The organism is Corynebacterium sp. HMSC072G08, assembly GCF_001809185.1.
GTDB classification, from domain to species: Bacteria; Actinomycetota; Actinomycetes; order Mycobacteriales; family Mycobacteriaceae; genus Corynebacterium; species Corynebacterium phoceense.
This window is the reverse complement of the sequence record NZ_KV796385.1, coordinates 25,125-50,517: the sequence shown is the minus strand read 5'-3', so window position 1 is coordinate 50,517 and position 25,393 is coordinate 25,125. Positions and strand designations below refer to the sequence as shown.

The 25,393-nt window shown below is 65.8% G+C and carries 24 protein-coding genes and 1 tRNA gene; 12 read left to right on the top strand and 13 right to left on the bottom strand.

The annotated features are described in order from the left end of the window. Window positions 1–371 (top strand): HNH endonuclease (locus HMPREF2559_RS01330; protein WP_210387022.1); only part of this gene is annotated, 371 nt, incomplete at its 5' end. 54 nt (window positions 372–425) lie between these two features. On the opposite strand, the gene HMPREF2559_RS01325 is transcribed toward HMPREF2559_RS01330, so the two are convergent. From HMPREF2559_RS01325 to leuA, 6 genes are all read right to left on the bottom strand, one after another. Continuing rightward, window positions 426–1,166 (bottom strand): type 1 glutamine amidotransferase, encoded by a 741-nt coding sequence (locus HMPREF2559_RS01325; RefSeq protein WP_066489261.1) that lies wholly within the window; start codon window positions 1,164–1,166, stop codon window positions 426–428. After that, window positions 1,159–2,433 carry a Mur ligase family protein gene (locus HMPREF2559_RS01320; protein ID WP_070539280.1) on the bottom strand — a complete coding sequence of 425 codons (1,275 nt, stop codon included), beginning with the start codon at window positions 2,431–2,433 and terminating at the stop codon, window positions 1,159–1,161. The genes HMPREF2559_RS01325 and HMPREF2559_RS01320 overlap by 8 nt, the downstream gene beginning before the upstream one ends. Further along, on the bottom strand, window positions 2,434–3,621 hold the full coding sequence (locus HMPREF2559_RS01315) for a hypothetical protein (protein WP_066489276.1): 1,188 nt from the start codon (window positions 3,619–3,621) through the stop codon (window positions 2,434–2,436). 58 nt (window positions 3,622–3,679) lie between these two features. Beyond that, on the bottom strand, window positions 3,680–6,244 hold the full coding sequence (locus HMPREF2559_RS12910; protein WP_156435908.1) for a hypothetical protein: 2,565 nt from the start codon (window positions 6,242–6,244) through the stop codon (window positions 3,680–3,682). A 135-nt stretch (window positions 6,245–6,379) separates the two neighbouring features. Further along, window positions 6,380–7,237, bottom strand: a complete 858-nt coding sequence (locus HMPREF2559_RS01305; protein ID WP_070539278.1) for a hypothetical protein — start codon at window positions 7,235–7,237, stop codon at window positions 6,380–6,382. Window positions 7,238–7,290: 53 nt separating this feature from the next. Beyond that, complete coding sequence (gene leuA, locus HMPREF2559_RS01300) at window positions 7,291–9,108, bottom strand: 2-isopropylmalate synthase (RefSeq protein ID WP_070539276.1); 1,818 nt, start codon at window positions 9,106–9,108, stop codon at window positions 7,291–7,293. 216 nt (window positions 9,109–9,324) lie between these two features. On the opposite strand from leuA, the gene HMPREF2559_RS01295 reads away from it, so the two are divergent. Then, window positions 9,325–10,404, top strand: a complete 1,080-nt coding sequence (locus HMPREF2559_RS01295) for a mannosyltransferase family protein (protein ID WP_246817231.1) — start codon at window positions 9,325–9,327, stop codon at window positions 10,402–10,404. On the opposite strand, the gene HMPREF2559_RS01290 is transcribed toward HMPREF2559_RS01295, so the two are convergent. After that, window positions 10,397–11,257 carry a DMT family transporter gene (locus HMPREF2559_RS01290; RefSeq protein ID WP_070539274.1) on the bottom strand — a complete coding sequence of 287 codons (861 nt, stop codon included), beginning with the start codon at window positions 11,255–11,257 and terminating at the stop codon, window positions 10,397–10,399. The genes HMPREF2559_RS01295 and HMPREF2559_RS01290 overlap by 8 nt on opposite strands. A gap of 181 nt (window positions 11,258–11,438) precedes the next feature. Between HMPREF2559_RS01290 and HMPREF2559_RS01285 the strand changes: the two genes are divergently transcribed. Both HMPREF2559_RS01285 and HMPREF2559_RS01280 read left to right on the top strand, forming a co-directional pair. Then, on the top strand, window positions 11,439–12,704 hold the full coding sequence (locus tag HMPREF2559_RS01285) for an aspartate kinase (protein ID WP_068801390.1): 1,266 nt from the start codon (window positions 11,439–11,441) through the stop codon (window positions 12,702–12,704). A gap of 81 nt (window positions 12,705–12,785) precedes the next feature. Further along, a complete protein-coding gene (locus HMPREF2559_RS01280) occupies window positions 12,786–13,817 on the top strand; it encodes an aspartate-semialdehyde dehydrogenase (protein ID WP_070539272.1) in 1,032 nt (343 codons plus the stop codon). A gap of 66 nt (window positions 13,818–13,883) precedes the next feature. Here the strand turns inward: HMPREF2559_RS01280 and HMPREF2559_RS01275 are convergent, their stop codons facing one another. Further along, window positions 13,884–15,302, bottom strand: coding sequence for a YkvI family membrane protein (locus tag HMPREF2559_RS01275; RefSeq protein WP_246816846.1), 1,419 nt, complete (start codon window positions 15,300–15,302; stop codon window positions 13,884–13,886). A gap of 246 nt (window positions 15,303–15,548) precedes the next feature. Beyond that, on the bottom strand, window positions 15,549–16,100 hold the full coding sequence (locus tag HMPREF2559_RS01270) for an RNA polymerase sigma factor (RefSeq protein WP_070539270.1): 552 nt from the start codon (window positions 16,098–16,100) through the stop codon (window positions 15,549–15,551). A 151-nt stretch (window positions 16,101–16,251) separates the two neighbouring features. Between HMPREF2559_RS01270 and HMPREF2559_RS01265 the strand changes: the two genes are divergently transcribed. From HMPREF2559_RS01265 to HMPREF2559_RS13185, 4 genes are all read left to right on the top strand, one after another. Then, window positions 16,252–17,799, top strand: coding sequence for a catalase (locus tag HMPREF2559_RS01265; RefSeq protein WP_070539268.1), 1,548 nt, complete (start codon window positions 16,252–16,254; stop codon window positions 17,797–17,799). Between the two features lie 48 nt (window positions 17,800–17,847). Beyond that, window positions 17,848–19,251 (top strand): hypothetical protein, encoded by a 1,404-nt coding sequence (locus tag HMPREF2559_RS01260; protein ID WP_070539266.1) that lies wholly within the window; start codon window positions 17,848–17,850, stop codon window positions 19,249–19,251. A gap of 206 nt (window positions 19,252–19,457) precedes the next feature. Next, window positions 19,458–19,619 (top strand): hypothetical protein, encoded by a 162-nt coding sequence (locus tag HMPREF2559_RS13190; RefSeq protein ID WP_168164063.1) that lies wholly within the window; start codon window positions 19,458–19,460, stop codon window positions 19,617–19,619. A gap of 30 nt (window positions 19,620–19,649) precedes the next feature. Further along, a complete protein-coding gene (locus tag HMPREF2559_RS13185) occupies window positions 19,650–19,934 on the top strand; it encodes a DUF1801 domain-containing protein (protein ID WP_066489324.1) in 285 nt (94 codons plus the stop codon). Window positions 19,935–19,967: 33 nt separating this feature from the next. Here the strand turns inward: HMPREF2559_RS13185 and HMPREF2559_RS01250 are convergent. Together HMPREF2559_RS01250 and HMPREF2559_RS01245 are read right to left on the bottom strand one after the other, a co-directional pair. Next, a tRNA-Pro gene (locus HMPREF2559_RS01250) sits at window positions 19,968–20,044 on the bottom strand. A 66-nt stretch (window positions 20,045–20,110) separates the two neighbouring features. Continuing rightward, window positions 20,111–21,007: a metallophosphoesterase gene (locus HMPREF2559_RS01245; protein ID WP_231725103.1), complete on the bottom strand. Its 897-nt coding sequence runs from the start codon at window positions 21,005–21,007 to the stop codon at window positions 20,111–20,113. A gap of 60 nt (window positions 21,008–21,067) precedes the next feature. Here HMPREF2559_RS01245 and HMPREF2559_RS01240 point away from each other — a divergent pair, with 60 nt between their 5' ends. Continuing rightward, window positions 21,068–21,535: a GatB/YqeY domain-containing protein gene (locus tag HMPREF2559_RS01240; RefSeq protein ID WP_066489328.1), complete on the top strand. Its 468-nt coding sequence runs from the start codon at window positions 21,068–21,070 to the stop codon at window positions 21,533–21,535. On the opposite strand, the gene HMPREF2559_RS12905 is transcribed toward HMPREF2559_RS01240, so the two are convergent. Both HMPREF2559_RS12905 and HMPREF2559_RS01230 read right to left on the bottom strand, forming a co-directional pair. Then, window positions 21,532–21,696 (bottom strand): hypothetical protein, encoded by a 165-nt coding sequence (locus tag HMPREF2559_RS12905; RefSeq protein ID WP_156435909.1) that lies wholly within the window; start codon window positions 21,694–21,696, stop codon window positions 21,532–21,534. The two genes, HMPREF2559_RS01240 and HMPREF2559_RS12905, sit on opposite strands and share 4 nt — an antisense overlap. A gap of 90 nt (window positions 21,697–21,786) precedes the next feature. Then, window positions 21,787–24,213, bottom strand: a complete 2,427-nt coding sequence (locus HMPREF2559_RS01230; protein ID WP_197418391.1) for a transglycosylase domain-containing protein — start codon at window positions 24,211–24,213, stop codon at window positions 21,787–21,789. A 203-nt stretch (window positions 24,214–24,416) separates the two neighbouring features. Here HMPREF2559_RS01230 and HMPREF2559_RS01225 point away from each other — a divergent pair, with 203 nt between their 5' ends. The 3 genes from HMPREF2559_RS01225 to HMPREF2559_RS01220 are packed head-to-tail and all read left to right on the top strand — an operon-like array spanning window position 24,417 to window position 25,393. Next, entirely contained in the window at window positions 24,417–24,734 is a 318-nt protein-coding gene (locus HMPREF2559_RS01225; RefSeq protein WP_066489344.1) for a WhiB family transcriptional regulator, read from the top strand. A gap of 38 nt (window positions 24,735–24,772) precedes the next feature. After that, window positions 24,773–24,934: a Sp36 family protein gene (locus HMPREF2559_RS12630; protein WP_181734563.1), complete on the top strand. Its 162-nt coding sequence runs from the start codon at window positions 24,773–24,775 to the stop codon at window positions 24,932–24,934. Beyond that, window positions 24,935–25,393 (top strand): RidA family protein, encoded by a 459-nt coding sequence (locus HMPREF2559_RS01220; protein WP_066489347.1) that lies wholly within the window; start codon window positions 24,935–24,937, stop codon window positions 25,391–25,393. It abuts the gene before it with no gap.

The window sequence follows — 25,393 nt, the reverse complement described above, 5'->3', positions numbered from 1 at the left end:
GGCGTACGGGTGAGGAGATCATGGCCGAGTTGTTGGAGGGTATTGGGTTGGCGACGTTTGTCAACGCCCGTAATGAGCCGGTGAAGCAGTACCGGCTGCAGCGGTATTTCAGTGCGACGCAGAAGGAGTTGGCCGCGGCGGTGCAGCATGTGTGTCAGGATCCGGAGTGTCACCGGCCGTTTAACTTGTTGCAGGCCGACCACCTGGTGGCGTGGTCGAAGGGTGGGGAGACGAATATCGACAACATCCTCATGCTCTGCGAGTATCACAACATGAAGAAGCGGGATGGGGACGTCTATTACAAAGACGCCGAGGGTCGGTTCTGGAAACGCCGGAAGTTCGGGCCGGACCTACCCTGCACGAATAGCTAACGGCGCGCACACGCGAAAACCCGCCCCGAGGGGCGGGCGATTCGGCATGCCGTTTTACGCCAGGCGCTCAGAACGCAGGCGATCGACGGCCGGAATGTCGAGTGGGCCGAGCTTCTCGACGGTCGTGTCCATCGCGCGCGCCAAAAGCAGGTCCGCGAGCTGCGGGTTGCGCGCGAGCGCGGGGCCGTGCATGTACGTCGCGATGACGGAGCCCTGGACTGCGCCCTCGGTGCCGACCTGGTCGGCAGAAGCACCGGCGGCGGTTGCCGCGGTGGAGTCCGTGTTACCGTTGCCGCGCGTCACGCGCGCCAGCGGGGTCGCGTCGGGGCCGAGGATGGTCGCGCCGAGGTGATTCTCAAAGCCGGTGAGCGTATCGGTGAGGCCGGGCACGGTGCCGGTGGGCCTCGAGACGACCTCGCCGATGGCGCGCTTGGCCAGGCCGGCGGTGGTGGCATCGATAAGCCCGAGGCCGTCGACCATGCGGCCGGACGCGCGGAAGGAAGTGCCCAGCACCTGCAGGCCCGCGCAGATCGCGAGGATGGGGCGCCCAGCGTTCGCGGCGCGGGTGAGGCCGCCGTCTTTGATGAAGTGCTCTGCCGCGAGAATCTGCGCGGTATCCTCGCCGCCACCGAGCGTGTACACGTCGAGCGTCGACGGGATGGGCTCGCCGAGCAGCACGCGGTGAATCTCTGCGTCGATACCGCGCATGCGGGCGCGCTGGCGCAGGACGAGCGCGTTGCCGTCGTCGCCGTAGGTGCCGAGGACGTCGGGAAGAATGAGTCCGATATTAAGCATTGTTGTCCTCCTGGTTCGCCGCGCGGAGCAAGGCCTTGCGGAGATCACGGAACGCCGTGTAGTTGGCGAGCACCTCCACGCGGCCGGGCGGGCAGGCGCGGATAGCGTCGAGCGGGCCGGGGATGAGTTCGTGCGAGATATCGGCGTAGACGAGGCGCACGGCCAGGTCGGTGCCGCGCTCGCCGGCGGCCTTGACGGCAATCCGGTCGAAGTCCTCGAATTTTACGTCCCATAGCCAGGACAGGTCGACGCCGTCGGCGACTTGGCCGTTGACGGCGATGACCACGCCGTCGGCGGTGCGGTCGACCATGGACAGCGCTTCCTGCCAGCCGGCGGGGTTCTTCGCAAGCAGCAGGCGAATCTCGTGGTCGTCGAGGCGCACGGTGGAGTAGCGGCCGGCGACGTCGTCGACGGTCTCGCACGCGCGGGTAGCGTCAGCCTGCGGGATGTCGAAGGCCTCGACGGCGGCGGCGATGGCCTGCGCCGCGTTACCGCGGTTCGCACGGCCCGGAAGCGCCAGCTCCAGCTTGCCGATGCCCCCGTTCGCCTCCAGGCCCGCGTCCGTCACCGTGTAGCTCGGCGTCGGGCGGCGGAAGTCGCGGCCGTCTTCCAGCTTCTTCACGGCGTACCAGTCGTCCGCGGTGCGCACGACGTGGCCGCCGGTGCGCGGGCAGGTGACGGAATCGCCGAGCCAGCCGGCGCCGGCGGAGACCCAGATGACGTTCTTCGCGTCGTAGGCGACGGAGGTCATGAGGACGTCGTCGCAGTTGGCGATGATGAGCATGTCTGGGTGGGCCTCGACGGCGCCGCGTAGCGCGCGCTCGATCTTATTGATTTCGCCGACGCGGTCGAGCTGGTCGCGTGAGAGGTTGAGCAGCACGAGCGCCTGCGGAGTGATGTTGTCTGCGACGTGGGGGACGTGGAGCTCGTCGACCTCGAGCACGATGTGCGAGGCGTCCGGGCTCGCCAGGAGCGCGGAGATGATGCCGGCGTCCATGTTGTCGCCGCCGTCGTTCGTCGCCACGGTGTAGCGGGTGCGCAAGGCCGCGGCGAGCATGCGGGTCGTCGTAGACTTGCCGTTCGTGCCAGTGACGAGGACGGACGGGCGTCCGCCGGCGAGTTCGCCCATGATGTGCGGGTCGATGGCTCCGGCGATGAGGCCGCCGATCATGCCGCCCGCGCCGCGACCGGTCGCACGCGAGGCGTACGTCGCGGCCTTGGCTGCGGTCTTCGCGACCGCGGTGCGCGCCTTTCCTAGGACACCCATTTAGCTCTCCTTCTTCTGGCTGTCGTTGCCGCCATGGTTCTTATTCCGGTTGTTGCTGCCGCGTCCGCGACGCCGGCGATTGCCACCGCGCGAGCCGCGGCGGCGCTTGCCGCCGGACTTGCCGCCCTGCGCATTGCGGGACCGCGATCGGTTATTCGCATTGGGGATGGGGTGTTGGGACGGCGCTGCGGGCTCGGGGGCATCGGCAGGCTCGGCGACGTCCTGGAGGAGTTCGAGGAACTCCTCGTCTGTGACGAGCTCGATGTCCTTGCGGTGCGCGTGCATGGCCTTGCCCACGAGGTCGTGGCGGCGGTTGCACACGACGAGCGAGGTCTCGCGCGAGAGTTTTTCCACGTAGTTGAGCTCCGCGGTGACGCCGGCGGCGATGAGCTCGTCCGGGTCGATGCGGGTCTCGGGCGCGACGACGAACTCCATGCCCTTGCGGACCTGTTCGCCGCGGCGCCAGAAGCCTGAGTTGTGATGCAGGCGCGGGGCCTGGGCGGCGTCGACGCGGACCTCGGAGCGCTGCAGGCCAAAGCGGTCGGCGCGCAGGTCGTCCGGGGCGTAGCTCGAGTGCTCGTCCTGGGAACGGTAGAGCTCGATGAGCATCTGGGTCGCGGCGCGGGAGGTCTCGGCCTCGGGCTGGGCTGCGCGCTCGGTGGTCGCGGCGGCGTCGTGACCGGCGACGGCGGCGAGACGGATGTCGGTGAAGTCCTGCTCGGCGCGGCGAGCGGTGGCGAGCGTGTCGATGATGCGCTCGGGCGTGGGAACGTGGCCTACGCGTTGGCGGCGGCGGCGATTGCGGCCGCGGGAACGGTTGGCGCGGGCGGCGGCGGTCATGGCGCGGCGGGCCTCGGCGACGAGGAACCCCCACGTGTACGGGGTGTCGTGGACGATGAGGGTGCGTCCGTCGATGAGCCGATCGAGCGGCTTGAGGATTTTGGAGAACTGCTGGCCCTCGGCGTCGGCTTCGAGGCCGTGCTGGTGGCGGGGGCCGCGGTCGGTGTCGGGGTTGAGGACCGCGTGGAAGTCGCGGCCGGTCTCGCCGGCGTCGTTGAAGGTCAGGGCGTCGAGGGTGAGCAGGCGCCCGGTCGACGGATGGATGCCGGTGGTTTGGATGGTCACCGCGACATACGGGTAGTCCGCGATATCAGTGAGCCGGTCGTGCTCGCGCGGGGAATCTGTCATTGTTCCGAGTTTAACGGACGCGGACTCGAATCCCGCGCGCTACTCGCCCAGAGGAGGGTTAGGAGACGGTCTCGGTCGGGGTTTCGACGGCGAGTTCCTGCGGGGTGTCTTCGACTGCGGGCGTCGGTTCGAGCGGCGTCGGTTCGAGCACTGTGGGGGACTTCGTGGCGGGGTCCTCGATGACCTCGAACGTGGTGGCCTCAGCGGTGGGTTCATCCGTGGTGGTTGCCGCGTCGGCGCCGCGGAAGAACGGAATGATGATGCAGTTGACGATGGTGGTGAACCAGAAGCCCGTGCCGCATTCCTTCGTGCCGGCGTTCCTGTCCGCGGTGTCGGCGGCCGTGGTGGTCGTCGTGGCGGGCGTGGTCTCCGTCGTGGGCTGTGCGCTCGTGGCGGGGGCCGTGGTGGACGGCTGCGCACTCGTGGTGGCGGTCGTCTTCGTCGAGGTAGTGGGGTCGTTGTCGCGGAACGAGTAGCTGACGGTCGTCGGGGTCGCCTTTGCCGTGGTGGGCGTGGTGGGTGCAATTGCGGTGACGGTGGTGGTCGGCGTGACGGCCGAGGTCGGGGCGGCGGTGGTCGTGGATTCGACAGGGGACGTCGCGGGGGCGTCCGTCAGCTCGGCTGTCGTCGTAGTCGTGGTTGCCGTCGCGGTGGCCGAGGTGGTCGTGGCAGTCGTGGTTGCCGTCGCGGTGGCCGGCGCAGCACTGGCGGTCGGCGTGACGGCCGAGGTCTGGGCGGCGGTGGTCGTGGCCTCGGCAGGCGACGTCGCGGTAGAGGATGTCGCGGCGGGGGCCGTCGTGGTCGTTGTGGCGTCCGTCGGCTCGGCCACGGTCGTCATCGTGGTTGTCGCGGGCGTGACGACGTCGAAAGCCCACTCGCCGTTGTCGTCGCTGATGATGACGTCGCCGGAGTCGATCGTGGTGTCTTCGATCTGCGCGGTGGAGGTGGGCGTGGGGGCAGCGAGAGCCTTGTCGGTGGGGGCCACAGCGATGGTGCTGGGCAGCGGGGACGCGGTCGTGGGGGCGGAGGCCGCAGTCGTTGTGGTGGTCGGGCTGGCTGCCGCGGTGGTGGACGGGGCGTCCTGGGCGAGGATGAGGTTGCCGTCGCGCGTGAGGCGGCGCAGTTCGTCCAGCGAGATGCCGGAGTTCGTGTCGGGGCGGGCGTCCTGGTTGGACACGCTCGGGTTGACGGCGGCTGGTGCGGTGCCGCGGGGGGCGGTGCCGGTCGTGGTGGTGCCCGTGGCGGTGGCGCCGGTGGCTGAGCGCTGGGCGGTCTCAGCGTCGCCCTGGCGTGAGGCGTCGTTCGCCGCGGCGGAGCGTGCTGCGCGCGTGGTGGCCTCGCGTGTGGAACCCTGGCCTGCGGTGCGATCGCCGTTCGTGCGGGCCGAGGAGTCGGAGTCCGTGAAGTTTGTGCTTGTGGAGTCGGCAGACGAGTCTGCGCGGGAGGACGCGGAGGCCTGTGCGTCGGTGTTTACGTCGCCGTTGGGGTCGCTCGCGGAGCCGGCGGTGGAGGGGCCGGACGCGACGGTGAGGGGGGCATCGGAAGGCTGGTTGCTGACGATGTTGTTCGTCGCGACGCCCAGGCCACCCACGGTGAGGATGGCGGTCGAGGCGGCGGCGATGGCCTGGAGGCTCACGCCCGAGGCGGCGGCCGTGGTCGCGGCGGTCGTCGTGGCAGTTGTCGCGGCTGCGGAGGTGGTGGCGGCGGATGCGCCAGCGGTGGAGGTCGCGGACGTCGAACCCGTGGCGGATGACCCCAGCGAGGTCACGGAAGCAAGCGTGGCGCCGGCGGAGGCACCGGTTGCGGCGGTGCCAGCGCCGCCGGTGAAGAAGCCCGTCATGGGGACGGCGGCCTCGGCGCGCGCGGCAGCGGCGGCGGAGAGAACCATGCCGGTCGTGGCGGCGGTGCCTGCGACGGCGGCGAAGTGCTTGCGGGCGGGCGCCTCTGCGTCGGCGTAGATGGTCAGGGTTGGGTGACCCTCGTTGTACTTGTAGTAGCCGCGCGCGACGGAGACGAGACCGGAGTAGTGGTAGGAAATGATGGTATCGGCAAGCTGGAGTGCGTCCTCGCGCGCGAGGGTGCCGATGAAAGCGCCGTCGACGTAGGCCGACACGGAACGATGGCCGAGGAAGCGGCGGGCGCGCAGCGTGACGAGGAAGTGCTGGGGCTCGCGCGGGTAGGACGCCAGCGACGTGGGAATGCCCTGGACGGGAATGCCGACGCCGCCATCGAGCATGGCCCAGCGCACGGCGGGCGGGTTGTTCGCCGGCACGCACAGACCGGGAGCGGGCAGGACGACGGAGGCGAGCGGCCAGCCGTTGTCGTCGAGAGTCAGGCGCGCGGAGACCTCGGGGGACAGTCCGGCGCCGAGGATCCAGTCGAGTTCGGTGTACTCGGCAGAGTCGTGGGCGTCGATGGTGCCGATCTGGACGCCGTCGTGGCGGACGGTAAGCCCCACGGTGTCATCCGCAGACGCGGAGGGGGTGCCCAAAATAACGGAGATGGTTCGCACGTCTGCGGAGCCGAGAAGATTAGCGAAAACCTCGGCGTCGATGCCGTTGATGGGCAGCGTGCGGGCAGCACCAAAGCCGTGGTCAGGGACCACATACGGAGTATGACTCATAACTAACTGCCTTTGGGTTGGTGCGTAGACGACGCGGGAGAGAGGAACCACGTCTTATCTTTTGAGACTTTACGCCAATTTTTGGGTATTTTCTAATCTTTCTCAGGCTTGAAAAGTGGAAAGAACAGCTCGGTGTTATACGTAATACCACGCGACGCCGGCGAAAACCAAGAGCAGTATAAGTGCGGCAACGAGCCACCAGATCCACGTGCGTGACGTGTCCGCGGTGGGAGTACCGAGGTCCGCGTTGCGGGGGCCTTGCGCGGCGAGGAAGGTGGTGGTCTCAAACGAGCTCGCCGCGTCCTGGTGTGGGGAGGCAGGCGAGACGTGCGTGGGGTCGAACTCCGCGGGCGCGGCGTAGAGGGTGAGTGTGCGCTCGTCGCGGCGCGGGGCGTAGTAGGCGCGGGCGACGGCGATGACGCCGTGCTCGCGGTGCGCCACGATGGTGGAGTGTAGGCGCGCGGCCGCTGCATCGGGCAAACGCCCCGCGAGGTGATTGCCCAGGTAGACCTCGACGCCGCCATCAGGCAGCGCGCGTAGGCGGGTGAGCAGCTGCAGGCGCGAGCGCTTGTCGATGCCGATATCGTCCGGGAGGTCCATGAGCGTCACGGCGTCCGCAGGCGAGCCGGGTGGCAGGAGCGTCCACGCCTGGGCCGGCGGGTTGTTTGCGGGCAGAAGAAGACCTGGGCGGGGCAAGCGCAACGCGGCGGAAGAGGCGAGGCCGTCGACCGTGATGCGGGCGGTGACCTCCGGGGTAAAGCCCTGGTCCAGGAGCCAATCGAGTTCGGGGTATTCGGCGCGGTCGGCGGCGGGGAGGAGGCCTAAGGGGGCATCGGCAAGCTGGGCTCGGAGCGCGTGGGGCGTGGCGTGGAGGGTGACCGGCAGGTCTTGGGTGCCGGAAAGCCGCGCGAGGGTAGGGCCATGGAGCTCGTGGAGAGCGATGGACCGGATGGCCCCCAGCCCCGTCGCGGGAATTGTGTACGTGTCCGCCATGGCGCCCCTTTCCTTTTATGCCAGGATAACCGGGGCGCTAGGCGGGGCGGAAATTACGCGAGGGCGCGGTTGACGGCGGACGTCATGGCGCGCAGCGACGCGGTGGTAGTGGACCCGGCGATGCCGACGCCCCAGATTTTGGAGCCGTTGACATCGGCGGCGACGTAGCAGGCAGCCTCGGCGTCGTCGCCGGCGGTGCGGGCCTGCTGGGAGTACTCGATGACCTCAAAGTCGATGCCGAGGGACTCCAGCGCGTTCGCGTAGGCGGCGATGGGGCCGTTGCCGGTGCCGGTAATGGACTTCTTCTCACCGTTGTAGATGACGTCGACGTTGAGCGTGGTGTCCGCGTCCGGGGTCTCCGCGTTCTTGATGGAGGCGGAGACCTGCTCGAGCGGGGTGGTGCGATCCAGGTACTCGGTCGCGAAGATGTCCCACATGTTCTTGGAGTTGACCTCGCCGCCCTCGGAATCCGTGACTTCCTGGACGACGGCGGAGAACTCGCCCTGCATGGCGCGCGGCATGTTGATGCCGTGGTCCGTCTTCATGATGTAGGCGACGCCGCCCTTGCCGGACTGGGAGTTGACGCGAATGACGGCCTCGTAGTCGCGGCCCACGTCCTTCGGGTCGATGGGCAGGTACGGGACCTCCCACGTGGTCTCGCGCAGCTCGTCCCAGGAGACCTCGGTGTTGATGGCGCCGGGGCGGACCTCGTTGGCCAGGGCGTCGAGGCCCTTGTTGATGGCGTCCTGGTGGGAGCCGGAGAAAGCGGTGAAGACGAGGTCGCCGCCGTAGGGGTGGCGCTCGGGCACGCGCAGCTGGTTGCAGTACTCCACCGTCTCGCGGATGGTGGGCAGGTCGGAGAAGTCGATCTGCGGGTCGACGCCCTGGGTGAGCATGTTGAGGCCCAGGGTGACCAGGTCGACGTTGCCGGTGCGCTCGCCGTTGCCGAACAGGCAGCCTTCGATGCGGTCGGCGCCAGCCAGGTAGGCCAGCTCGGCGGAGGCGACGCCGGTGCCGCGGTCGTTGTGCGGGTGCAGCGAGAGGATGATGGAGTCGCGCTTTTCCAGGTTGCGGTGCATCCACTCGATGGAGTCCGCGTAGATGTTGGGCGTGATCATCTCGACCGTGGACGGCAGGTTGATGATCATGGGGTGCTCGGGCGTGGCGTCCATGATGTCTACGACGGCGTCGCAGACCTCCTTGGCGAAAGACAGCTCGGTGCCGGTGTAGGACTCCGGGGAGTATTCCCAGCGCCAGTTGGTGTCCGGGTAGTCCGCGGCGATGGTCTTAATCAGCGTTGCGGCGTCCGTGGCCAGCTTCTTAATGGCCGCCTTGTCCTTGCGGAAGACGACGCGACGCTGCAGCTTGGACGTCGAATTGTAGAAGTGCACGATGACGTTCTTCGCGCCCGCGCAGGCCTCGAAGGTGCGGCGGATGAGGTGCTCGCGGGCCTGAACGAGGACCTGGATGGTGACGTCGTCCGGAATCTTGTTCTGCTCGATGATCTCGCGCACGAAGTTGAAGTCCGTCTGGGACGCGGACGGGAAGCCGACCTCGATCTCCTTGTAACCCATCTTGAGCAGCAGGTCGAACATGCGGTGCTTGCGCTGCGGGCTCATCGGGTCGATGAGTGCCTGGTTGCCGTCACGCAGGTCGACCGCGCACCACTGCGGGGCGTGGGTGATTTTCTTCGACGGCCAGGTGCGGTCTGGCAGGTCGATGACCTCTACTTCCTGCTCGAAGGGCAGGTAGCGGTGAAACGGCATCGAGGAGCCGCGCTGCTTATTCCAGGCGGGCTGGCCGTCGCGCGCCGGGCCGGCCGGGGTCGTGATTTCGCGGGGTGCAGAGATGTATGCGTCATTCGGGGACATGGCTTGAATCCTATCGGTTGAAAGGTGTGGGGGAGGCCGGCGCGGCGAAATATCCGCGACGGGCGCCGGCCCCACAAGGATTAAGGGCCTAAATCCCGCCGCGGCCGATAAGGAGAAGGCGCGCGATCGTCATGTGACGCAGACTACCCTACGTTTCACGTCGTGGCAAGAAATCTCACGTAGTGAGATGATCGAGAAGCGGGTAAAGTGCCTGGGGTGACGATCGAGGCGACAGGAACCCAAGGGGGCATCGGCAAGCGCGGCTGGATGGATGCGGCGGCGCTGGCTGGCGTGCTGACGGTGCTGCGCGTGGCCGTGCTTGCGGTGCTCGCGGCGGCGAATGGCAAGCCGCTGGGGGAGCAGCTCGTGGCGTGGGACGCGCAGCACTACCTGCGGATTGCCTCCGAAGGCTACGCGCAAGAGGAATCCTTCGCCTTCTTCCCGGCGTTCCCGCTGCTGCTGCGGGTGTTGGGTGGCTCGGCGGCGGCGGGCATCGCGCTCAACGTCGTGTTGACGGTGGTGATGACCGCGGGCGTTATGGCGCTCGCGCAACGCAGGGGCGCCGGGCGCGCCGGGCAGCTGGCCGCCGCGGCGGTCGTGACGAGCGCGCCTCTGTCCATCGTGTTCACCATGCCGTATACGGAGGCACTCTTTGGGGCTTTGGCGTTTTGGGCGCTCGTGGCGCTCGTCGACCGGCGGTGGCTGACCGCCGGCGCGATGGTCTGCGCGCTGGGCCTCGTGCGACTCACGGCGGTACCACTCGTGGCGGCGTTCTTCGTCTACGTCGTGTGGGCCGCGCGCCGGGAGTGGCGCGCCTGGGTGGGCGTCGCGGTCTCCCCGTTGGGCCTGCTGGGGTTCCTCATCTGGGCCAACGCGCACCTGCCGCGCGGCTACTTCGCGCTGCAGCGGGAGAATTGGCATTCCGAGTTCGACATGGGGTTGGCCACGGCACGCTGGGTCTGGAACACGCTCACCTCGGGCGATAACGTGGGCTATCTGCTCGCCACGTGCGTTATTATCGCAGCGCCCGTGTGCCTGGCGCTCGCGTGGCGGCGCCTGGATCCGCCCGTGTGGCTCTTCGCAGCGGCGCTCGAGGCCAATATTTTGCTTTCCGATGGCCTCATGCACTCGCGCCCGCGCCTGCTGCTGCCCGCCGCCCTCGTGCTCATGCCGTGGGCTGTGTGCGCGGTGCGTTTACTGCGCCCGGCGGTGGCCTGGACTCTGGTGGGCGCGTGGGCACTCCTCGGGGCGTGGGTGAGCGCCTACATGCTGGTGGTTTTCGAGTGGGCTATTTAACTGAGCTCTGAGCTGGCCTAGGCCCGACCGGCACGCGCGCGAGCACGATGGTCGCGAGAATCATCACTGCGAGCGCGGTGGCCATGACTGCCCAGCCCGCGGCGGAGGACACGGAGAATTTCTCGCCGAGCACCCAGTAGCTCATGCCGAAGGCGAGGATGGGCTCCGCGATGGTCATCGCGGGCAGCGAGTGCGTGAGCGGCCCGGCGTGGAAGGAATACTGCTGAACCACCGTGCCGGTGCCCGCGAGCGCGATGAGCGCGTAGAGATGCCACGAGGTGAGCAGGCTGCTGATGCCCCCGTGGGTGAGCTCGGTTGTCGCCCCCTTCGCCAGCAACGCGACGTAGCCATAGATGATGCCGCAGGCGGTGCCGAAGGCCAGCGCCCGGTATTTGTGCCACTGCACGCCCGCGATGGCTAAGCCGATGAGCAGGACCGCGCCGACGAGGAGGGCTGGCCACCAGTCCGACCACGTGGGATTATCCTCGCCAGCCTGGGGGCGACCGTAGAGGACGAGGATGCCTACGGCGAGGGTGAGTGCCACGCACCAGAAAATCTCGTGACCCGGCATGCGGCGCTTGGAGTACCACGCGGATAGGGGCAGTGTGAACATGAGGGAGAGCACGAGCACGGGCTGCACGACGAGGAGGGTACCGAAAGCGAGCGCGATGAGTTGGAGGGCATAGGCAAGCACGGCAGCGCCGGTGCCTACCCACCACAACGGATTGCCCATGGCGGTGCGCATGACCGCCCCGGAGGCCTCGAGTGCGATACGGTGGCGGATGACGGTGCCCCATGCGACGACGATCGCCGACGCCAAGGCGAAGAATACGGCGATAACGTTGTGTAACACCCGCCCCACGCTACCCGATCCGCAGACCGCGTCCGGTGTGACGCATTTATATGCACGTCATGTTTCTAATCGCGCGGGAAAACGTTAGTCTGGAGAAGTTGACTACTAGGCAACAGGTATTCGTGGCGCTCACGCGCCGCGGACGCGAGGAATTCGAGTTAGGAAGGCGGCAGGAGTTTCAGTGGCCCTGATCGTACAGAAATACGGTGGTTCGTCCCTCGAGAGCGCCGAGCGCATTCGCGCCGTCGCGGAGCGCATCGTGGCGACGAAAAAGCAGGGCCACGACGTCGTCGTGGTCTGCTCCGCCATGGGTGATACCACCGATGACCTGCTGGACCTCGCGGCGCAGGTCAACCCCGTCCCGCCGCAGCGCGAGATGGACATGCTGCTCACTGCCGGCGAGCGCATCTCCAACGCGCTCGTCGCCATGGCCGTCGAGTCTCTCGGCGCGCACGCGCAGTCGTTCACTGGCTCGCAGGCGGGCGTGCTCACCACCGAGCGTCACGGCAACGCGCGCATTGTGGACGTGACGCCGGGCCGTATTACGGAAGCCCTCGAAGCGGGCCAGATCTGCATCGTCGCCGGCTTCCAGGGCGTCAACAAGGACACGCGCGACGTTACGACGCTGGGCCGTGGCGGTTCCGATACCACCGCGGTCGCGCTGGCCGCCGCCCTAAACGCCGACGTCTGCGAGATCTACTCCGACGTCGATGGCGTGTACACGGCCGACCCGCGCATCGTGCCCAACGCCCGCAAGCTGGAGAAGCTCTCCTTCGAGGAGATGCTCGAGATGGCGGCCGTTGGTTCCAAGATTCTCGTCCTGCGCAGCGTCGAGTACGCCCGCGCATTCAACGTTCCCTTGCGAGTTCGCTCGTCTTATTCAAATGACCCCGGCACGCTCATTGCCGGTTCGATGGAGGATATTCCTGTGGAAGAAGCAGTACTGACTGGTGTCGCTACCGATAACTCTGAGGCTAAGGTGACGGTGCTGGGCATCCCGGACCGCCCGGGCGAGGCCGCCAAGGTCTTCCGCGCCGTCGCGGATGCCGAGATCAACATCGACATGGTGCTCCAGAACGTCTCCTCCCTGGAGAACGGCACCACGGACATCACCTTTACCTGCCCACGCGCTGACGGCCCGCGCGCGATGGAGCTGCTTACCAAGCTCAAGGCCGAGGGCGGCTGGACCAACATCCTGTACGACGACCAGGTGGGCAAGGTCTCCCTCGTCGGCGCCGGCATGAAGTCCCACCCGGGTGTCACCGCAGACTTCACCGAGGCCCTGCGCGACGTGGATGTCAACATGGAGCTCATCTCCACCTCGGAGATCCGCATTTCTGTGCTCACCCGCGAGTCCGACCTCGACAAGGCCGCCCAGGCCCTGCACGAGAAGTTCCAGCTCGGCGGCGACGAGGTTGCCACTGTCTACGCCGGTACCGGCCGCTAAAGGACGAATAATTCTCCGGTGCGCGACGTCGTACCGGATACACCCCGGGTCTACGACCCACCTCAAAGGAGACTTTTTACCATGACCACTGTTGCAGTTGTAGGCGCCACCGGCCAGGTCGGCCGCGTCATGCGTTCCATCCTCGAAGAGCGTAATTTCCCGGCAGACAAGGTCCGCTTCTTCGCCTCCTCGCGCTCGGCGGGCCAGGAGCTTGAGTTCCGCGGCGAGAAGATCGTTGTGGAAGACCTCGCCCAGGTGACCGAGGAGTCCGTCGCGGACGTCGACATCGCGCTCTTCTCCGCGGGCGGCGCCACCTCCAAGCAGTGGTCCCCGGTCTTCGCGGCCGCCGGCGCAACCGTCGTGGATAACTCCTCTGCGTTCCGTAAGGATCCGGACGTCCCGCTCATCGTCTCCGAGGTCAACCCGCAGGACGCGCAGAACCCGCCGAAGGGGATTATCGCGAACCCGAACTGCACGACCATGGCTGCCATGCCGGTGCTCAAGGTGCTTGATGATGCCGCCGGGCTGCAGCGCCTGCACATCTCCTCCTACCAGGCAGTCTCCGGTTCCGGACTGGCCGGCGTGGAGACGCTGGCCAAGCAGGTCGCCGAGGTCGGTGACCGCAACGTCGAGCTCGCCCACGACGGCTCCGTGCTCGCCCCGGAGGAGCTCGGCCCCTACGTCGCGCCCATCGCGTACAACGCGCTGCCGTTCGCGGGCAACCTCGTCGATGACGGCTCCGAGGAGACCGACGAGGAGCAGAAGCTGCGCAATGAGTCCCGCAAGATCTTGGGCCATCCGGAGCTGAAGGTCGCGGGCACCTGCGTGCGCATTCCGGTCTTTACCGGCCACACGCTCACCATCCACGCCGAGTTCGACAAGGCGATTACCCCGGACCAGGCCCGCGAATTGCTTGCCGATGCCCCTGGCGTCAAGGTCGTCGACGTCCCTACCCCGCTCGCTGCCGCCGGCATCGACGAGTCTCTGGTCGGCCGCATTCGCCAGGACCAGTCCGTGGACAACAACAAGGGGCTCGTCCTCGTTGTCGCGGGCGACAACCTGCGCAAGGGCGCTGCACTCAACACGATTCAGATTGCGGAGCTGCTCGTCTAAGCGTGCATATCGAATGGCGAAGGCCGCGGTCCCTGTGGGGACCGCGGCCTTTGCTATAGGGGGTGATTAGTGAGTGGCAGGTTTGTTGCCGTGCGCAGCGCCGAAGTCGAGGTCATCGGACGTGACTGAATTGGAGCTGGCGGTGGAGGGGGCATCGGAAGGCTCGGTGTCGACGGCAACCGGCTTGGTGTGCTGGACGTAGGTGACAGTGGGTTCTGGATCTTCACGGTCGTAATCGAGGTCAGCATCGGCTTCGAGCTCCTCGTGAATCTCGTCTGCGACGACGGCTACGAACTCGGTGGTCTCCATGTTGGAGCCGGCCGCCAGCTTCGACAGCTCGCGCTCATTCTTCTTGGTGAAACGCTTGCGCGGGTCCAGACGACGCTGCACCAGAACGCGCGCGCGGAGGCGGCGCTTGGTTTCCTTGCGCATCGGGCCCAAGTTCTTCAGCCAGTAGGCCGAGAGCACGGCAATCATCAGGATGCCCAAGTAGCCGAGAATCGGGTAGACGAAAGCGACCAAGTCCTTAAAGCCTACAAACGACAGGCCGAAACCGATGATGCAGGAGACGGCATAGACCGGGTAGAAGCGCTTGGGGTTGTTGCGCGTTAGGCGCTTGCCTAACGCGTAGAACATACCGATGGCAGTGTTGAAGACCATGCCGTAGATGATGAACGTCATCACGTAGCCCAAGGCCGGATTGATGGTGTTAATGAGCTCGAGCACCGGCATGTCAGCGTGCATGACCTGCGGGGCAACAATGTAGAGGGCGACGACAAGCAAGGTCATCATGATGAAGAAGACGATGCCGCCGAATGCACCGCCCAAGCCAACGGCGCGGTTATCGAGGAAGTTGCCGCCGATGACGATGGACATGGACACCGCCGTCATAATGGTCAGGCCGGTGTAGTTGAGCGAAGAGATCCACCATGTAGGCAGCGGCGAGGATACGTTGGACGAGGCGAAGTCATTCATTGCGCCGAAATCGATGTCGTTCGTGGCAATGGCGTAGATGGTGGTACCCAGCACGAAGAGGATGATGAACGGGGTAATCGCGCCGATGACCGTCGTGACGCGGTCGACGTCGAGGAGGCCGACGAGAAGCACGAGGACGAGCATGACCACGGCGCCGACCCAGATGGGGACGGCAGGGAACTGCTGCGAAATATTCGAGCCGCCACCGGCGAACATGACAAAGCCGATGGAAAAGAGCGTCACAATGGTCGCCCAGTCGAGGATCTTGGAGATGATCGGGTTCGAGACTTCTTCGAAGACGGCGGTGTGCTCATTGGCCTGGAAATAGGAGCCCAGCTGGAGGGTCGCCACGCCGGTAATCAGCACGAGAAGTGCGGTGAGCGCGACGCCCGCAAGCCCCCAGTTACCGAAAGCAACGAAGTACTGGAGGGCCTCTTGGCCCGAGGCGAAGCCCGCACCAACGATGACACCGATAAACGCCATGGAGATCGCCATTGCGCGTTTGAACATGAGGGAGTTTCTCTCTATCTCATGCGTGCCGGGGCCAGCGTTCTAGTGGTTGCGGCCCCGGGTCGACTATCGATTTTGCACGCATGTCTTCCCTCCACGATACGTGCGTTTTTGTGAACTAGCTCCATTGACATGTGAGCGTTGTAACTAATTCACTCGCGAAATAAGACGCCAGAAATGCGGCTGGCTAGTACAAACGGACGCTAAGTAACTAGTTTGTAACGATTGGTGGGGAGCAGCCGCCCGCTATTTTCCTGCGCCGTCGATGAGATCCTTGCGTGCGCGGGCGACGCGAGAGCGGATGGTGCCTACGCGGACGCCGGAAATCTTGGCGGCTTCCTCGTAGGTATAGCCCAGGACCTGGGTGAGGATGAGGGCTTCGCGGCGGTCCTCCGGGAGGGCATCGATAAGCGCACGGGCGTCGATCCATTCGGACCAGGCGGCGGAGGATTCGCCGGTGGACGCGCCAGCGGCGGCGTCCTCGTATTGGGTGGCGGACTTGCGGGGACGCGCCATGTCGTGCCGGATGTTGTCCACCCATACGCGTCGGGCGAGGGAGAGCAGCCAGGTGCGCGCGGAGGAGCGGGCGGCGAAGCGGGGGAGTGCGCTCATGACTCGCAAATACGTTTCTTGCGTAAGATCGTCAGCGATTTCCGGTCCGCCGAGGTGGGCGATGAGCCGCCACACGTCATCTTGGGTGGCGCGGATGAACTCCGTGAGAGCTGTGCGGTCGCCACGGCCGGCCTTGAGGGCCAGGTCGGTGACGCGTGTGTCATCAGCTTCGGAGTGGTGTTTCACCCGCTTTAATCTACCAGCTGCGGGCAACCTATTAATTACCTGTCATTGGTTGCACTCTCCTATTAACAGCGCTATTCTATGGGTATCCCATGATTAATAATTTCGTCCGAAAGATTTCGGGCGAGTAATCCCAAGGAAGAAGGCAGACACCATGTCCGACCTCGATAAGATCCTCACCCAGGGCGAGCGCCCGGCGGCACAACCCGGCGAGTCCACCACCCGCGCGTCCGGCCAGCCCGTGCCGAGCGAGAACACCTCCATTACCGCTGGCCCGCAGGGCCCGGTTGTGCTCAACGACTCCCACCTCATTGATAAGCTCGCGCACTTTAACCGCGAGCGCGTCCCGGAGCGTACCCCGCACGCCAAGGGCCACGGCGCCTTCGGCGAGCTGCACGTCACCGAGGATGTCTCCCAGTACACCAAGGCCAAGCTCTTCCAGAAGGGCACCGTGACCCCGATGGTGGGCCGTTTCTCCACCGTCGCCGGCGAGCAGGGCTCCCCGGATACCTGGCGCGACGTCCACGGTTTCGCGCTGCGTTTCTACACCGAGGATGGCAACTACGACATCGTGGGTAACAACACCCCGGTGTTCTTCCTCCGCGACGGCATGAAGTTCCCGGACTTCATCCACTCCCAGAAGCGCCTCGGTTCCTCCGGTCTGCGCGACGCGGACATGCAGTGGGACTTCTGGACCCGAAACCCGGAGACCGCCCACCAGGTCACCTACCTCATGACCGACCGTGGTACCCCGAAGACCACCCGTCACCAGGACGGCTTCGGCTCCCACACGTTCCAGTGGATTAACGAAGAGGGCCAGGCATTCTGGGTGAAGTACCACTTCAAGACCCGCCAGGGCTGGGAGAATTTCACGGACGATGAGGCCGCCATGATGGCTGGCCGCAACGCCGACTATCACCGCCAGGATCTCTACGAAGCCATCGAGCGCGGCGACTACCCCATCTGGGACGTCAAGGTCCAGATCATGCCCATGGCTGAGGCGGAGGACTACCGCTGGAACCCGTTCGATCTGACCAAGGTCTGGTCCCAGAAAGATTACCCGCTCATTTCGGTGGGCTACTTCGTGCTCAACCGCAACCCGCGCAACTTCTTCGCGCAGATTGAGCAGCTCGCACTCGACCCGTCCAACCTGGTCCCGGGCGTGGGCCTGTCCCCGGACAAGATGCTCCAGGCGCGCGTCTTCGCATACTCGGACCAGCAGCGCTACCGTATCGGCACCAACTACCGTCAGCTGCCGGTGAATCAGCCGCTCAACAAGGTCAACACCTACGAACACGAGGGCTCCATGTCCTTCCTGTTCAACGCGCCGGAGGAGCCCGTGTACTCCCCGAACCGTTTTGATAAAGGCAACGGCTACCTCGATGACGAGGAGGTCAACATCCGCGAGGGTGCGCACGAGGCACAGGATGCCCCGGATATGTACATCAACCCGGATCCGCACGGCGCGGATCTCACCCGCGCGGGTTACGTGAAGCACCGCGACGATGATGACTTCATGCAGCCGGGCATCCTCTACCGCGAGGTCCTCGACGATGAAGGCCGTGAGCACCTCGTCACCAACATCACGAACGCGATGGTGGGCGTCCACCCGGAGACCGAGGAGCGCGTCTACGAGTACTTCACGAACGTCGACCCGGAGCTCGGCCGCCGCGTGCGCGAGGTCTTCGCGACCAAGAAGTAACGGCGCGCCTGACCGGCCGCGTCCCCGCTGGTCGATAGGTTAAAGGGCATGAAACTCCGTGCCCTCCTGTTATCCCTCCTGCTCGTCCTGCCCCTTGCCGTAGGGGCAGGACTGCAGGCATTTTTCGGCTGGCGTGCCGATGCCCCCGCGGCAGCGCCGCAGAGCGCCCCGGGGACGGCTGAGGCAGCGCGGGCGGCATCGGAAGCACGGGCGCAGGCCGGGTTCCTGGAGACCGGGACAGGACAGCTTACGGATGGCACGGGCAAGCTCGTGGAGGGGGCCAAGCCGCTGGGGGAGGGCGTTGATTCTGCGAAGAAGGGCGCGGATGATTTGGCCGCGGGACTCACTCAGTTGCAGTCCGGCACGGGACAGCTGGGCGATGGCGCGACGAGGATCGCGGACGGCGTGGGTACGGCCGTGGACAACATTGTGGGCGTCAACGCGGTGCGCGGGCAGATTATCGCTGCGATTGACTCGACGCTCGCGGATCTCAAGGGCAATAATTCCGCAGATGCGCGCGCGATCAAGGGGCAGCTCACGGATTTGAAGGCGCAGGCGCAGAACTTTGAACTCGATGCGAACGTGGCAGCACAGCTCACTGAGCTGAAGAAGGGCTCGCGCGACCTCGCCAACCAGTTGGCCGTCTCTGGCTACGATTATCACGACGGCGTGTACACGGCGACGCAGGGCGCGAACGATCTCGCGGCCGGCCTAGGGGAGCTGCAGAAGGGCACGGACGAGGCGCTCTCGGGCGTGGATGAACTCGACTCGGGCGCCCAGCGCCTGCAGACGATGGCAGAACAGAACTCCGCCAAGATCGACGCCGTGCAGAAAGCCATGCCTGCTCCGGCCGCGCACTCCGCGCCCGCCGTGGCACTCGACCCGCGGCTCGCAGTGCTGCTCTCCGCGCTCACGCTGCTGGGCGGCGCGGGTATGGGCGTGTACTGGGCCGCGGCCGCGCGTGCCGGGGCGCGCGTGTGGCACGTCCTTCTACTGGGCACCCTGGGGCTTACGATCACGGCCACGGCGGGTCTGGCACTCTTTGTGCTCCCCGCGCTCGACGGCGCCTCCCTGGCTGCCGCGGCGCCTGCCGTGGGGCTTGCCGCTGGTGTCTTCGTCCTGGCCACCCTGGCTGGCGCCGTCGCCACGCGCGTGCTCATCGCCGCTACCGGGATTGGCTGGGGTCTTAGCCTCGCTGGCGTGGGCGGACTGGCGCAGCTGCTGCTCACCGGCTGGGTCTGGAAGGCCGGTATCACGGGCGCGGCGCTCGTAGCGGCCAATCTCTTTCCGTTGGCCTGGGCGACATCGGGTGTTGCGGTCGCCATCAACGGTGGCGATGCGGCCTTGCAATGGACCGCTGTGGGTGTGCTTGCGGTGATAGTGTGCTGCGGAATCGCTGTGAGCCGCGCCGTGCGACCTGTGCAAACGGCGGTGGTGACGAACGATGAGTAGTTCCTTCTGGACACAAGGAAGCGTGACCTGAAAACGAGTAGGTTTCCCTCCCTAGGGGTGCTACTATTATGGATGCTCACGTAAGCCCGCTTAGGGGGCGGGCGCGCAGTGCTGTGGCGCTGCAAGTGAGTGATAGGGAATAGGGACGACGCGGTAGCTGTAGGGGCGCCGCGTCGTTTCCCCGTTTTCGGCTGTACGGTGGGGCTATGGCTTCTACCCCCTCCACCGGCCGTGGTTCGTGGTCCGTCGGGCATACGGGCGTCAATGCACCCGATATTAAAACCACGCAGGGCACCGCCGCCGAGGTCGCGGTGTTCTTCGCGACGCTCACGCCGCGCCGCCGGGCGCACGGCGAGCTCCTCGCCTAGATCTTTGAAAGCGCTACCGGGGTCACCGGCGTGCTGTGGGGCCCGTCCATGGTGGGCTACGGGGAAGCGCATTACCGCTACGCCACCGGCCGCGAGGGCGATACGTTCCGCGTGGGGTTTGCCCCGCGCAAGGCTAAGCTCAGCCTCTACGGACTCCAGGACGCCCCGCGCTGGGAGGAGCTGTCCGCGCGCCTCGGGAAGTTCACCACTGGTGCGTCGTGCGTCTACGTCAATAAGCCGGAAGACATTGATCTGGAGGCACTTGCTGAGCTCATCGCGGACGCGTGGGTCGCGGGCGTGGCGGGTGAAAAATAAAAATCCGGCTAGTCGAAACTAGCCGGATTGAGATGGTCGGGATAACAGGATTTGAACCTGCGACCTCTTCGTCCCGAACGAAGCGCGCTACCAAACTGCGCCATATCCCGGTCGCCCGCTCTAAGCGGTACTGGGATACCTTATCTCACACCCTGAACAAACAACAAAACGGCAGGTTAATCCACTTCGGTGATGCGAATGAGTGTGGCGGACGGGCGGCAGAAGACGCGGAAGGGCACGAACTTGGACTGGCCCAGGCCGTTGGAGACGTGCATTTTCATTGGCCCGAAATCGTGGAGGCCTTGGACGCGGGCGCGGTCGATGCCGCAATTGGTCACGATGGCGTGCGAGCCCGGCAAGCACAGCTGACCGCCGTGGGTGTGACCGGACAGGGAGAGCTGGTAGCCATCGGCGGCGAAACGCTCGAGGACGCGGGGCTCTGGGGCGTGGAGGAGCGCAAGGGCGAGGTCCGCGTCCTCATTGGGGGTGCCGGCGATTTCTGCGTAGTCGTCGAGGTCATGGTGTGGATCGTCCACGCCGGCGGCGGCGAGGCGTACGTCGCCCACCTTGAATTCGTGGCGTGCCTGGTTGGCGTCGCGCCAGCCGTGCTCGATAAACGCCGCGCGCATGCCCTGCCAGGGCAGATCGACGTAGGAGGGCGTGTTCTTTTTGCCGATGAGGTAATTACACGGGTTAGGCAAGCGCGGCGCCCAGTAATCGTTCGTGCCGAAGCAGAACAGGCCAGGGCGGGCGAGTAGCGGCCCAAGCGCGCGCAGTACGTCAGGCACGGCGCGTTCGTCCGAGAGGTTATCGCCGGTATTGATGACGAGGTCTGGGTCGAGGGCGTCGAGAGCCGAGACCCACGCGATCTTGCGCTCTTGACCCGGAATCATGTGCAGGTCGCTGATGTGCAGCAGCTTGAACTCGCGGGCACCCCGTAGGGTGCCCTTGGGTAGCAACGGCACCGTGATGTCCTTGAGTTCGAAGCGGGAGGTTTCACGGTAGGCGAGCGCCAGCGTGCCCAGTCCGGCAGCGATGGTGGCTGCTGCGGCGGCGGCGAGGGTGCCTGCAATTGCTGAATTCTTCACGGCCTTAACCCTACCTGGCGTCCCCAGACGCGTAGATTGGATGGCATGAGTCAGTTGAAAGAAACCATCCGCGCCGACCTGAAGACCGCCATGAAGGCCCGTGAAAAGGAGCGCACGAGCGCCATCCGCTCGTTGCTCGCCGCCATCCAGGCCGAGGAAACGAATGGTGCCCGCCACGATCTTACCGACGAGGACGTACTCAAGGTCATCGCCCGCGAGATTAAGAAGCGCCGCGAGTCCGCAGAGGTCTACGCCGAGAACGGCCGCCCAGAACTCGCTGAGGCCGAGCTTGTCGATGTCCCCTTCTTCGAGGCTTACCAGCCCGCACAGCTCTCGGACGACGAGGTCACGGCCCTCGTTGACGAGGCCGTCGCCGAGGTCGAGGCCGAGAAGGGCGAGCCTGCCTCCATGAAGCTCATGGGTGGCGTCATGAAGGCTGCCAACGCCAAGGCCGCCGGCCGCGTGGACGGCAAGCGGCTTTCCGATGCCGTCAAGGCACGCCTGCAGGGCTAGTTCTGCAGCGCCAGCTCGCCGCTGGAATGGCTTAAAGCCCGCGGGAGAATTAGAGATTCTCCCGCGGGCTTTGTGTACTTAGCTGCCTCGCCGGAGCTCACCTCCATGGGGCTCACGCTCAGGGAGACGAGCTGGAGCACGGTGATGAGGGCACCGCTCACGAGCCGAAGAGGAAGCGCGCCGAGGATCGCCAACGCCCACCCCGCGGTGGGCGGGACGGGCGTGAAACGAACGGAGCGTGAGAGCCAGCGTTAGAGGCCGAAGGCATTGCGGACGCTGTCCGCGAGGTCGTTGAACTGCTGCTCGAGGTTGGGGACAGCTGGCGCCGCAGGCGCGGCCGGCGCGGCGGGCACGTTGGCCGCGTTCGCAGCCGCCCCGCCGGTTCCCTCGGCGCGCCACGAGCCGCTCGTGGGCGCGGCGGCGCCGGTGCCGTCAGAGACCTGCAGCGTGACTTCGGCGCCCTTCTTCAGGCCGCCGGCGGGCTTGAGCGCGCGCACGACCTGGCCGTAGCCCACGCCCATCCCAGGCACTCGATTGACCTTGACGCTGTAGCCCTTGGACTCCAGCGTGCGGCGAGCCTCGGCCTCGGACTTATTCTTCAGTCCATCGAGCGTCGCGTCGCCGGACGTGCCCTTGTCGTAGGCATTGTTGTAACCGGGGAGGGCACCCACGCCAAGCTGGCTTGCGAGCTCGAAGTAGGTCGCGGCCGGTTCCTTGCCGCCAAAGAGATCGCCCCAGCCACACTGGCGGACGGGGCCGGTGCAGAGCGGGGTGGTCGTTGTGCCGTCGTTATAGATGTAGGGTGCCGCGGACCACTTCGAGGTAAAGCCCAAGAAGGCGGAGGACTGGTTGGACTCAGTCGTACCGGTCTTCGCCGCGGTGGTGCCGCTGAAGCCGTAGGCGCGCGCCGAGTCGGCCGCAGTGCCCTTGACGGCGTCTTGGCTGAGCGCATTCGACAGGGCATCGGCCACGTCCTTGTCGATGGCGCGCTCGCACGGGGTGGGGTCGAGGTAGACCTCGTTGCCGTCGCGGTCAGTGATTTTCTCGATGGGGTTTGGCTCGCACCACATGCCGCCGGACGCGATGGTTGCGCCCACGTTGGACAGCTCGAGCGGATTCACGGCCGTGGGGCCCAGCGTGTAGGAGCCCATGGAGGAATCTTTCGCGGTCTGGGCGATGGAGGAGTCCTCGCTAAACGAGCCGTCCTTGATGTAACTGCGCAGGCCCAGCTTGACCGAGGTGTCGACGATGGAGGACACGCCGAGCTGCTCTAGCATCTGCACGAACGTCGTATTCGGCGAGTAAGCGAGTGCGTCCTGCAACGTCATAGACGCCTGGTAGGAACCAGCGTTTTCGACGCAGTACTTGTCAGCCGGGCAATTCTGCGCGCCGCCGTGACCCAGGCCCGAGGCTTCGTAACGCGCCGGGACGGAGAGCTGATCCTTGATGCCGTACCCGGCCTCGAGACCGGCCGCCGCCGTGAAGATCTTGAAGACGGAGCCCGCGCCGTTGCCCACGAGGGAATACGGCTGCGGCAGGATCGTCTCGTAGTTGTCCTGGTCCAGGCCGTAGGTGCGCGAGGACACCATGGCAAGCACGTCGCGGTCATCGGCGGCGGGCTCGACGACGTTCATGACCTCGGCGACGCCAGGAGCGGTGGGCGAGGTCTGATCGCTTACTGCCTTCTTCGCGGCATCCTGTGCCTTCGGGTCGAGCGTCGTGGTGATGGTGTAGCCGCCACGCGCGAGCGAATCTACATCCAGGCCCTTGGCATCCAAGTACTCGAGTACATAGTCACAGAAGAAGCCCCGGTCGCCGGCGCCGATGCAGCCGTTGGTGAGCAGCGACGGCTCGGAATTCACGCCGAGCGGCTGTGCGGCGGCATCGTCAGCCTCGGCCTGCGAGATGTAGCCATTGGCGGCCATGGACTGCAGGACCGTATTGCGGCGCTCCGTGACGGCCTCCTCGTTGGTGTACGGGTTGAGGTACTCCGAGGACTGGACCATGCCGGCGAGCATGGCCGACTGTGGCAGCGTGAGGTCGCTGGCGTTTTCGCCGAAGTAGGTGCGTGCAGCGGCCTCGATGCCGTAGGCGTGGTTGCCGAAGGAGACGAGGTTCAAGTAGTTGGCGAGAATCTGCTCCTTGCTCAGTGTCTTGTCGATTTGCGTAGCCATGCGCATCTCGCGCAGCTTGCGGGCGACGGACTGCTCGGTGGCGGCCTGCTGATCCTCTTCGTCCTCGGCGGTGACGAGCAGCAGGTAATTCTTCACGTACTGCTGATCGAGCGTCGACGCGCCCTGGGACACGCCGCCGGCGAGGACGTTGGTGGCTACCGCACGGAAGTTGCCTTGGATGTCCACGCCTTCGTGGTCGTAGAAGCGGCGGTCCTCGATGGAGACGATGGCGTCCTTCATCGTCTGCGAGATCTTGTCAGGAGCGACGGGGTAGCGACGCTGCGTAAACAGGTACGCCATGTCCTCGCCGGTCGCGTCCTTGATAGTGGTCACGCCGGGCATGTTGGCGGCCTCGAGGTCGTTGATGTCAGACTCCATCGCCTCTTGCGTGCGCGCGATGGCGACGCCGCCCACACCGGCGACGGGCGCCATGGCGAGTGCGCAAAGAAGTCCTACGAGGGCGGTCGCGCAGACCATCTTCAACAGGGCCTTAATATAAGTCACCTTCCATACACTACGTTGCTTTCCTGTGAAGCGAAACGCGTAAGACCCCCCTAAAGTGTGACCTGTTAGACAACGTAAAGGCCCTGTGAATACACTTACCTGTGTTAGGTTCCCTGAATTTGTGCGGGTGGTGCCCCGCACGGTCTGCGTCTGGGTGCGCCCGCTCCCAGCGTAGACCCAACGTTGGAAGGAGCGCATCCCCTATGGCTGTCAGCGTGACAACTTCCCAGAATGTATCCGACTACGTCGAGCGCGGAGAGTGGGTTACCCAAGCTAAGTGTCGTAACGGAGATCCGGACGCCCTCTTCGTGCGCGGCGCGGAACAGCGCAAGGCCGCCGTTATCTGCCGCCACTGCCCGGTGCTCACCGAATGCCGCGCCGATGCGCTCGATAACCGCGTCGAGTTCGGCGTGTGGGGTGGCCTCACCGAGCGCCAGCGCCGCGCGCTCCTGCGTAAGAACCCGCACATCACCTCGTGGGCACAGTACCTAGCCGAGGGCGGCGAGCTCGTCGGCATTTAGCCTGCACCGAGCGTGCGGGAAAAGGTAGGATTGGCCCCATGACACAATGGGAATACGCCACCGCACCGGTGCTTACGCACGCCACCAAGCAGATCCTCGACACGTGGGGCGAGGACGGCTGGGAGCTCGTCACGATCACTCCCGGCATGAATCCGGAAAACGTCGTCGCTTACTTCAAGCGTCCGGTTGAGGAGGCTTAAATGAGCCACCTCGCGCGCCTTAAAGAACTCGGCTACTCCCTCCCGCCGGTGGCCAAGCCGCTTGCGTCCTATGTGCCTGCCACCCGCGTGGGCAACCAGGTCTGGACCTCCGGCCAGCTGCCTCTCGTCGACGGCGCCCTGCCCATCACGGGCAAGGTCGGCGGTGCAGTGACGTCCGAGCAGGCTGCCGATGCCGCCCGCACGGCCGTCCTCAATGCCCTTGCGGCCGTGGACGCCGAGGTAGGACTCGATAACGTCACCCGCGTCCTCAAGGTCGTGGGTTTTGTGGCCTCGGACCCGAACTTTGTGGAGCAGCCGGCCGTTATCAACGGCGCCTCGGACTTCATTGGTGAGCTTTTCGGCGAGGCGGGCAACCATGCTCGCTCGGCCGTCGGCGTTGCCGTCCTGCCTAAGGACGCACCGGTGGAAATCGAGCTTATTGTGGAAGTCAGTGCATAA

Coding starts and splice junctions, on each gene's coding strand:
- HMPREF2559_RS12910 (WP_156435908.1), bottom strand. CDS start 6,244: ATGAGTCATACTCCGTATGTGGTCCCTGACCACGGCTTTGGTGCTGCC.
- HMPREF2559_RS01315 (WP_066489276.1), bottom strand. CDS start 3,621: ATGACAGATTCCCCGCGCGAGCACGACCGGCTCACTGATATCGCGGAC.
- HMPREF2559_RS01265 (WP_070539268.1), top strand. CDS start 16,252: ATGTCCGACCTCGATAAGATCCTCACCCAGGGCGAGCGCCCGGCGGCA.
- HMPREF2559_RS01260 (WP_070539266.1), top strand. CDS start 17,848: ATGAAACTCCGTGCCCTCCTGTTATCCCTCCTGCTCGTCCTGCCCCTT.
- HMPREF2559_RS01280 (WP_070539272.1), top strand. CDS start 12,786: ATGACCACTGTTGCAGTTGTAGGCGCCACCGGCCAGGTCGGCCGCGTC.
- HMPREF2559_RS13190 (WP_168164063.1), top strand. CDS start 19,458: ATGGCTTCTACCCCCTCCACCGGCCGTGGTTCGTGGTCCGTCGGGCAT.
- HMPREF2559_RS01240 (WP_066489328.1), top strand. CDS start 21,068: ATGAGTCAGTTGAAAGAAACCATCCGCGCCGACCTGAAGACCGCCATG.
- HMPREF2559_RS01305 (WP_070539278.1), bottom strand. CDS start 7,237: ATGGCGGACACGTACACAATTCCCGCGACGGGGCTGGGGGCCATCCGG.
- HMPREF2559_RS01225 (WP_066489344.1), top strand. CDS start 24,417: ATGGCTGTCAGCGTGACAACTTCCCAGAATGTATCCGACTACGTCGAG.
- HMPREF2559_RS01220 (WP_066489347.1), top strand. CDS start 24,935: ATGAGCCACCTCGCGCGCCTTAAAGAACTCGGCTACTCCCTCCCGCCG.
- HMPREF2559_RS12630 (WP_181734563.1), top strand. CDS start 24,773: ATGACACAATGGGAATACGCCACCGCACCGGTGCTTACGCACGCCACC.
- HMPREF2559_RS01320 (WP_070539280.1), bottom strand. CDS start 2,433: ATGGGTGTCCTAGGAAAGGCGCGCACCGCGGTCGCGAAGACCGCAGCC.
- HMPREF2559_RS01275 (WP_246816846.1), bottom strand. CDS start 15,302: ATGTTCAAACGCGCAATGGCGATCTCCATGGCGTTTATCGGTGTCATC.
- leuA (WP_070539276.1), bottom strand. CDS start 9,108: ATGTCCCCGAATGACGCATACATCTCTGCACCCCGCGAAATCACGACC.
- HMPREF2559_RS01325 (WP_066489261.1), bottom strand. CDS start 1,166: ATGCTTAATATCGGACTCATTCTTCCCGACGTCCTCGGCACCTACGGC.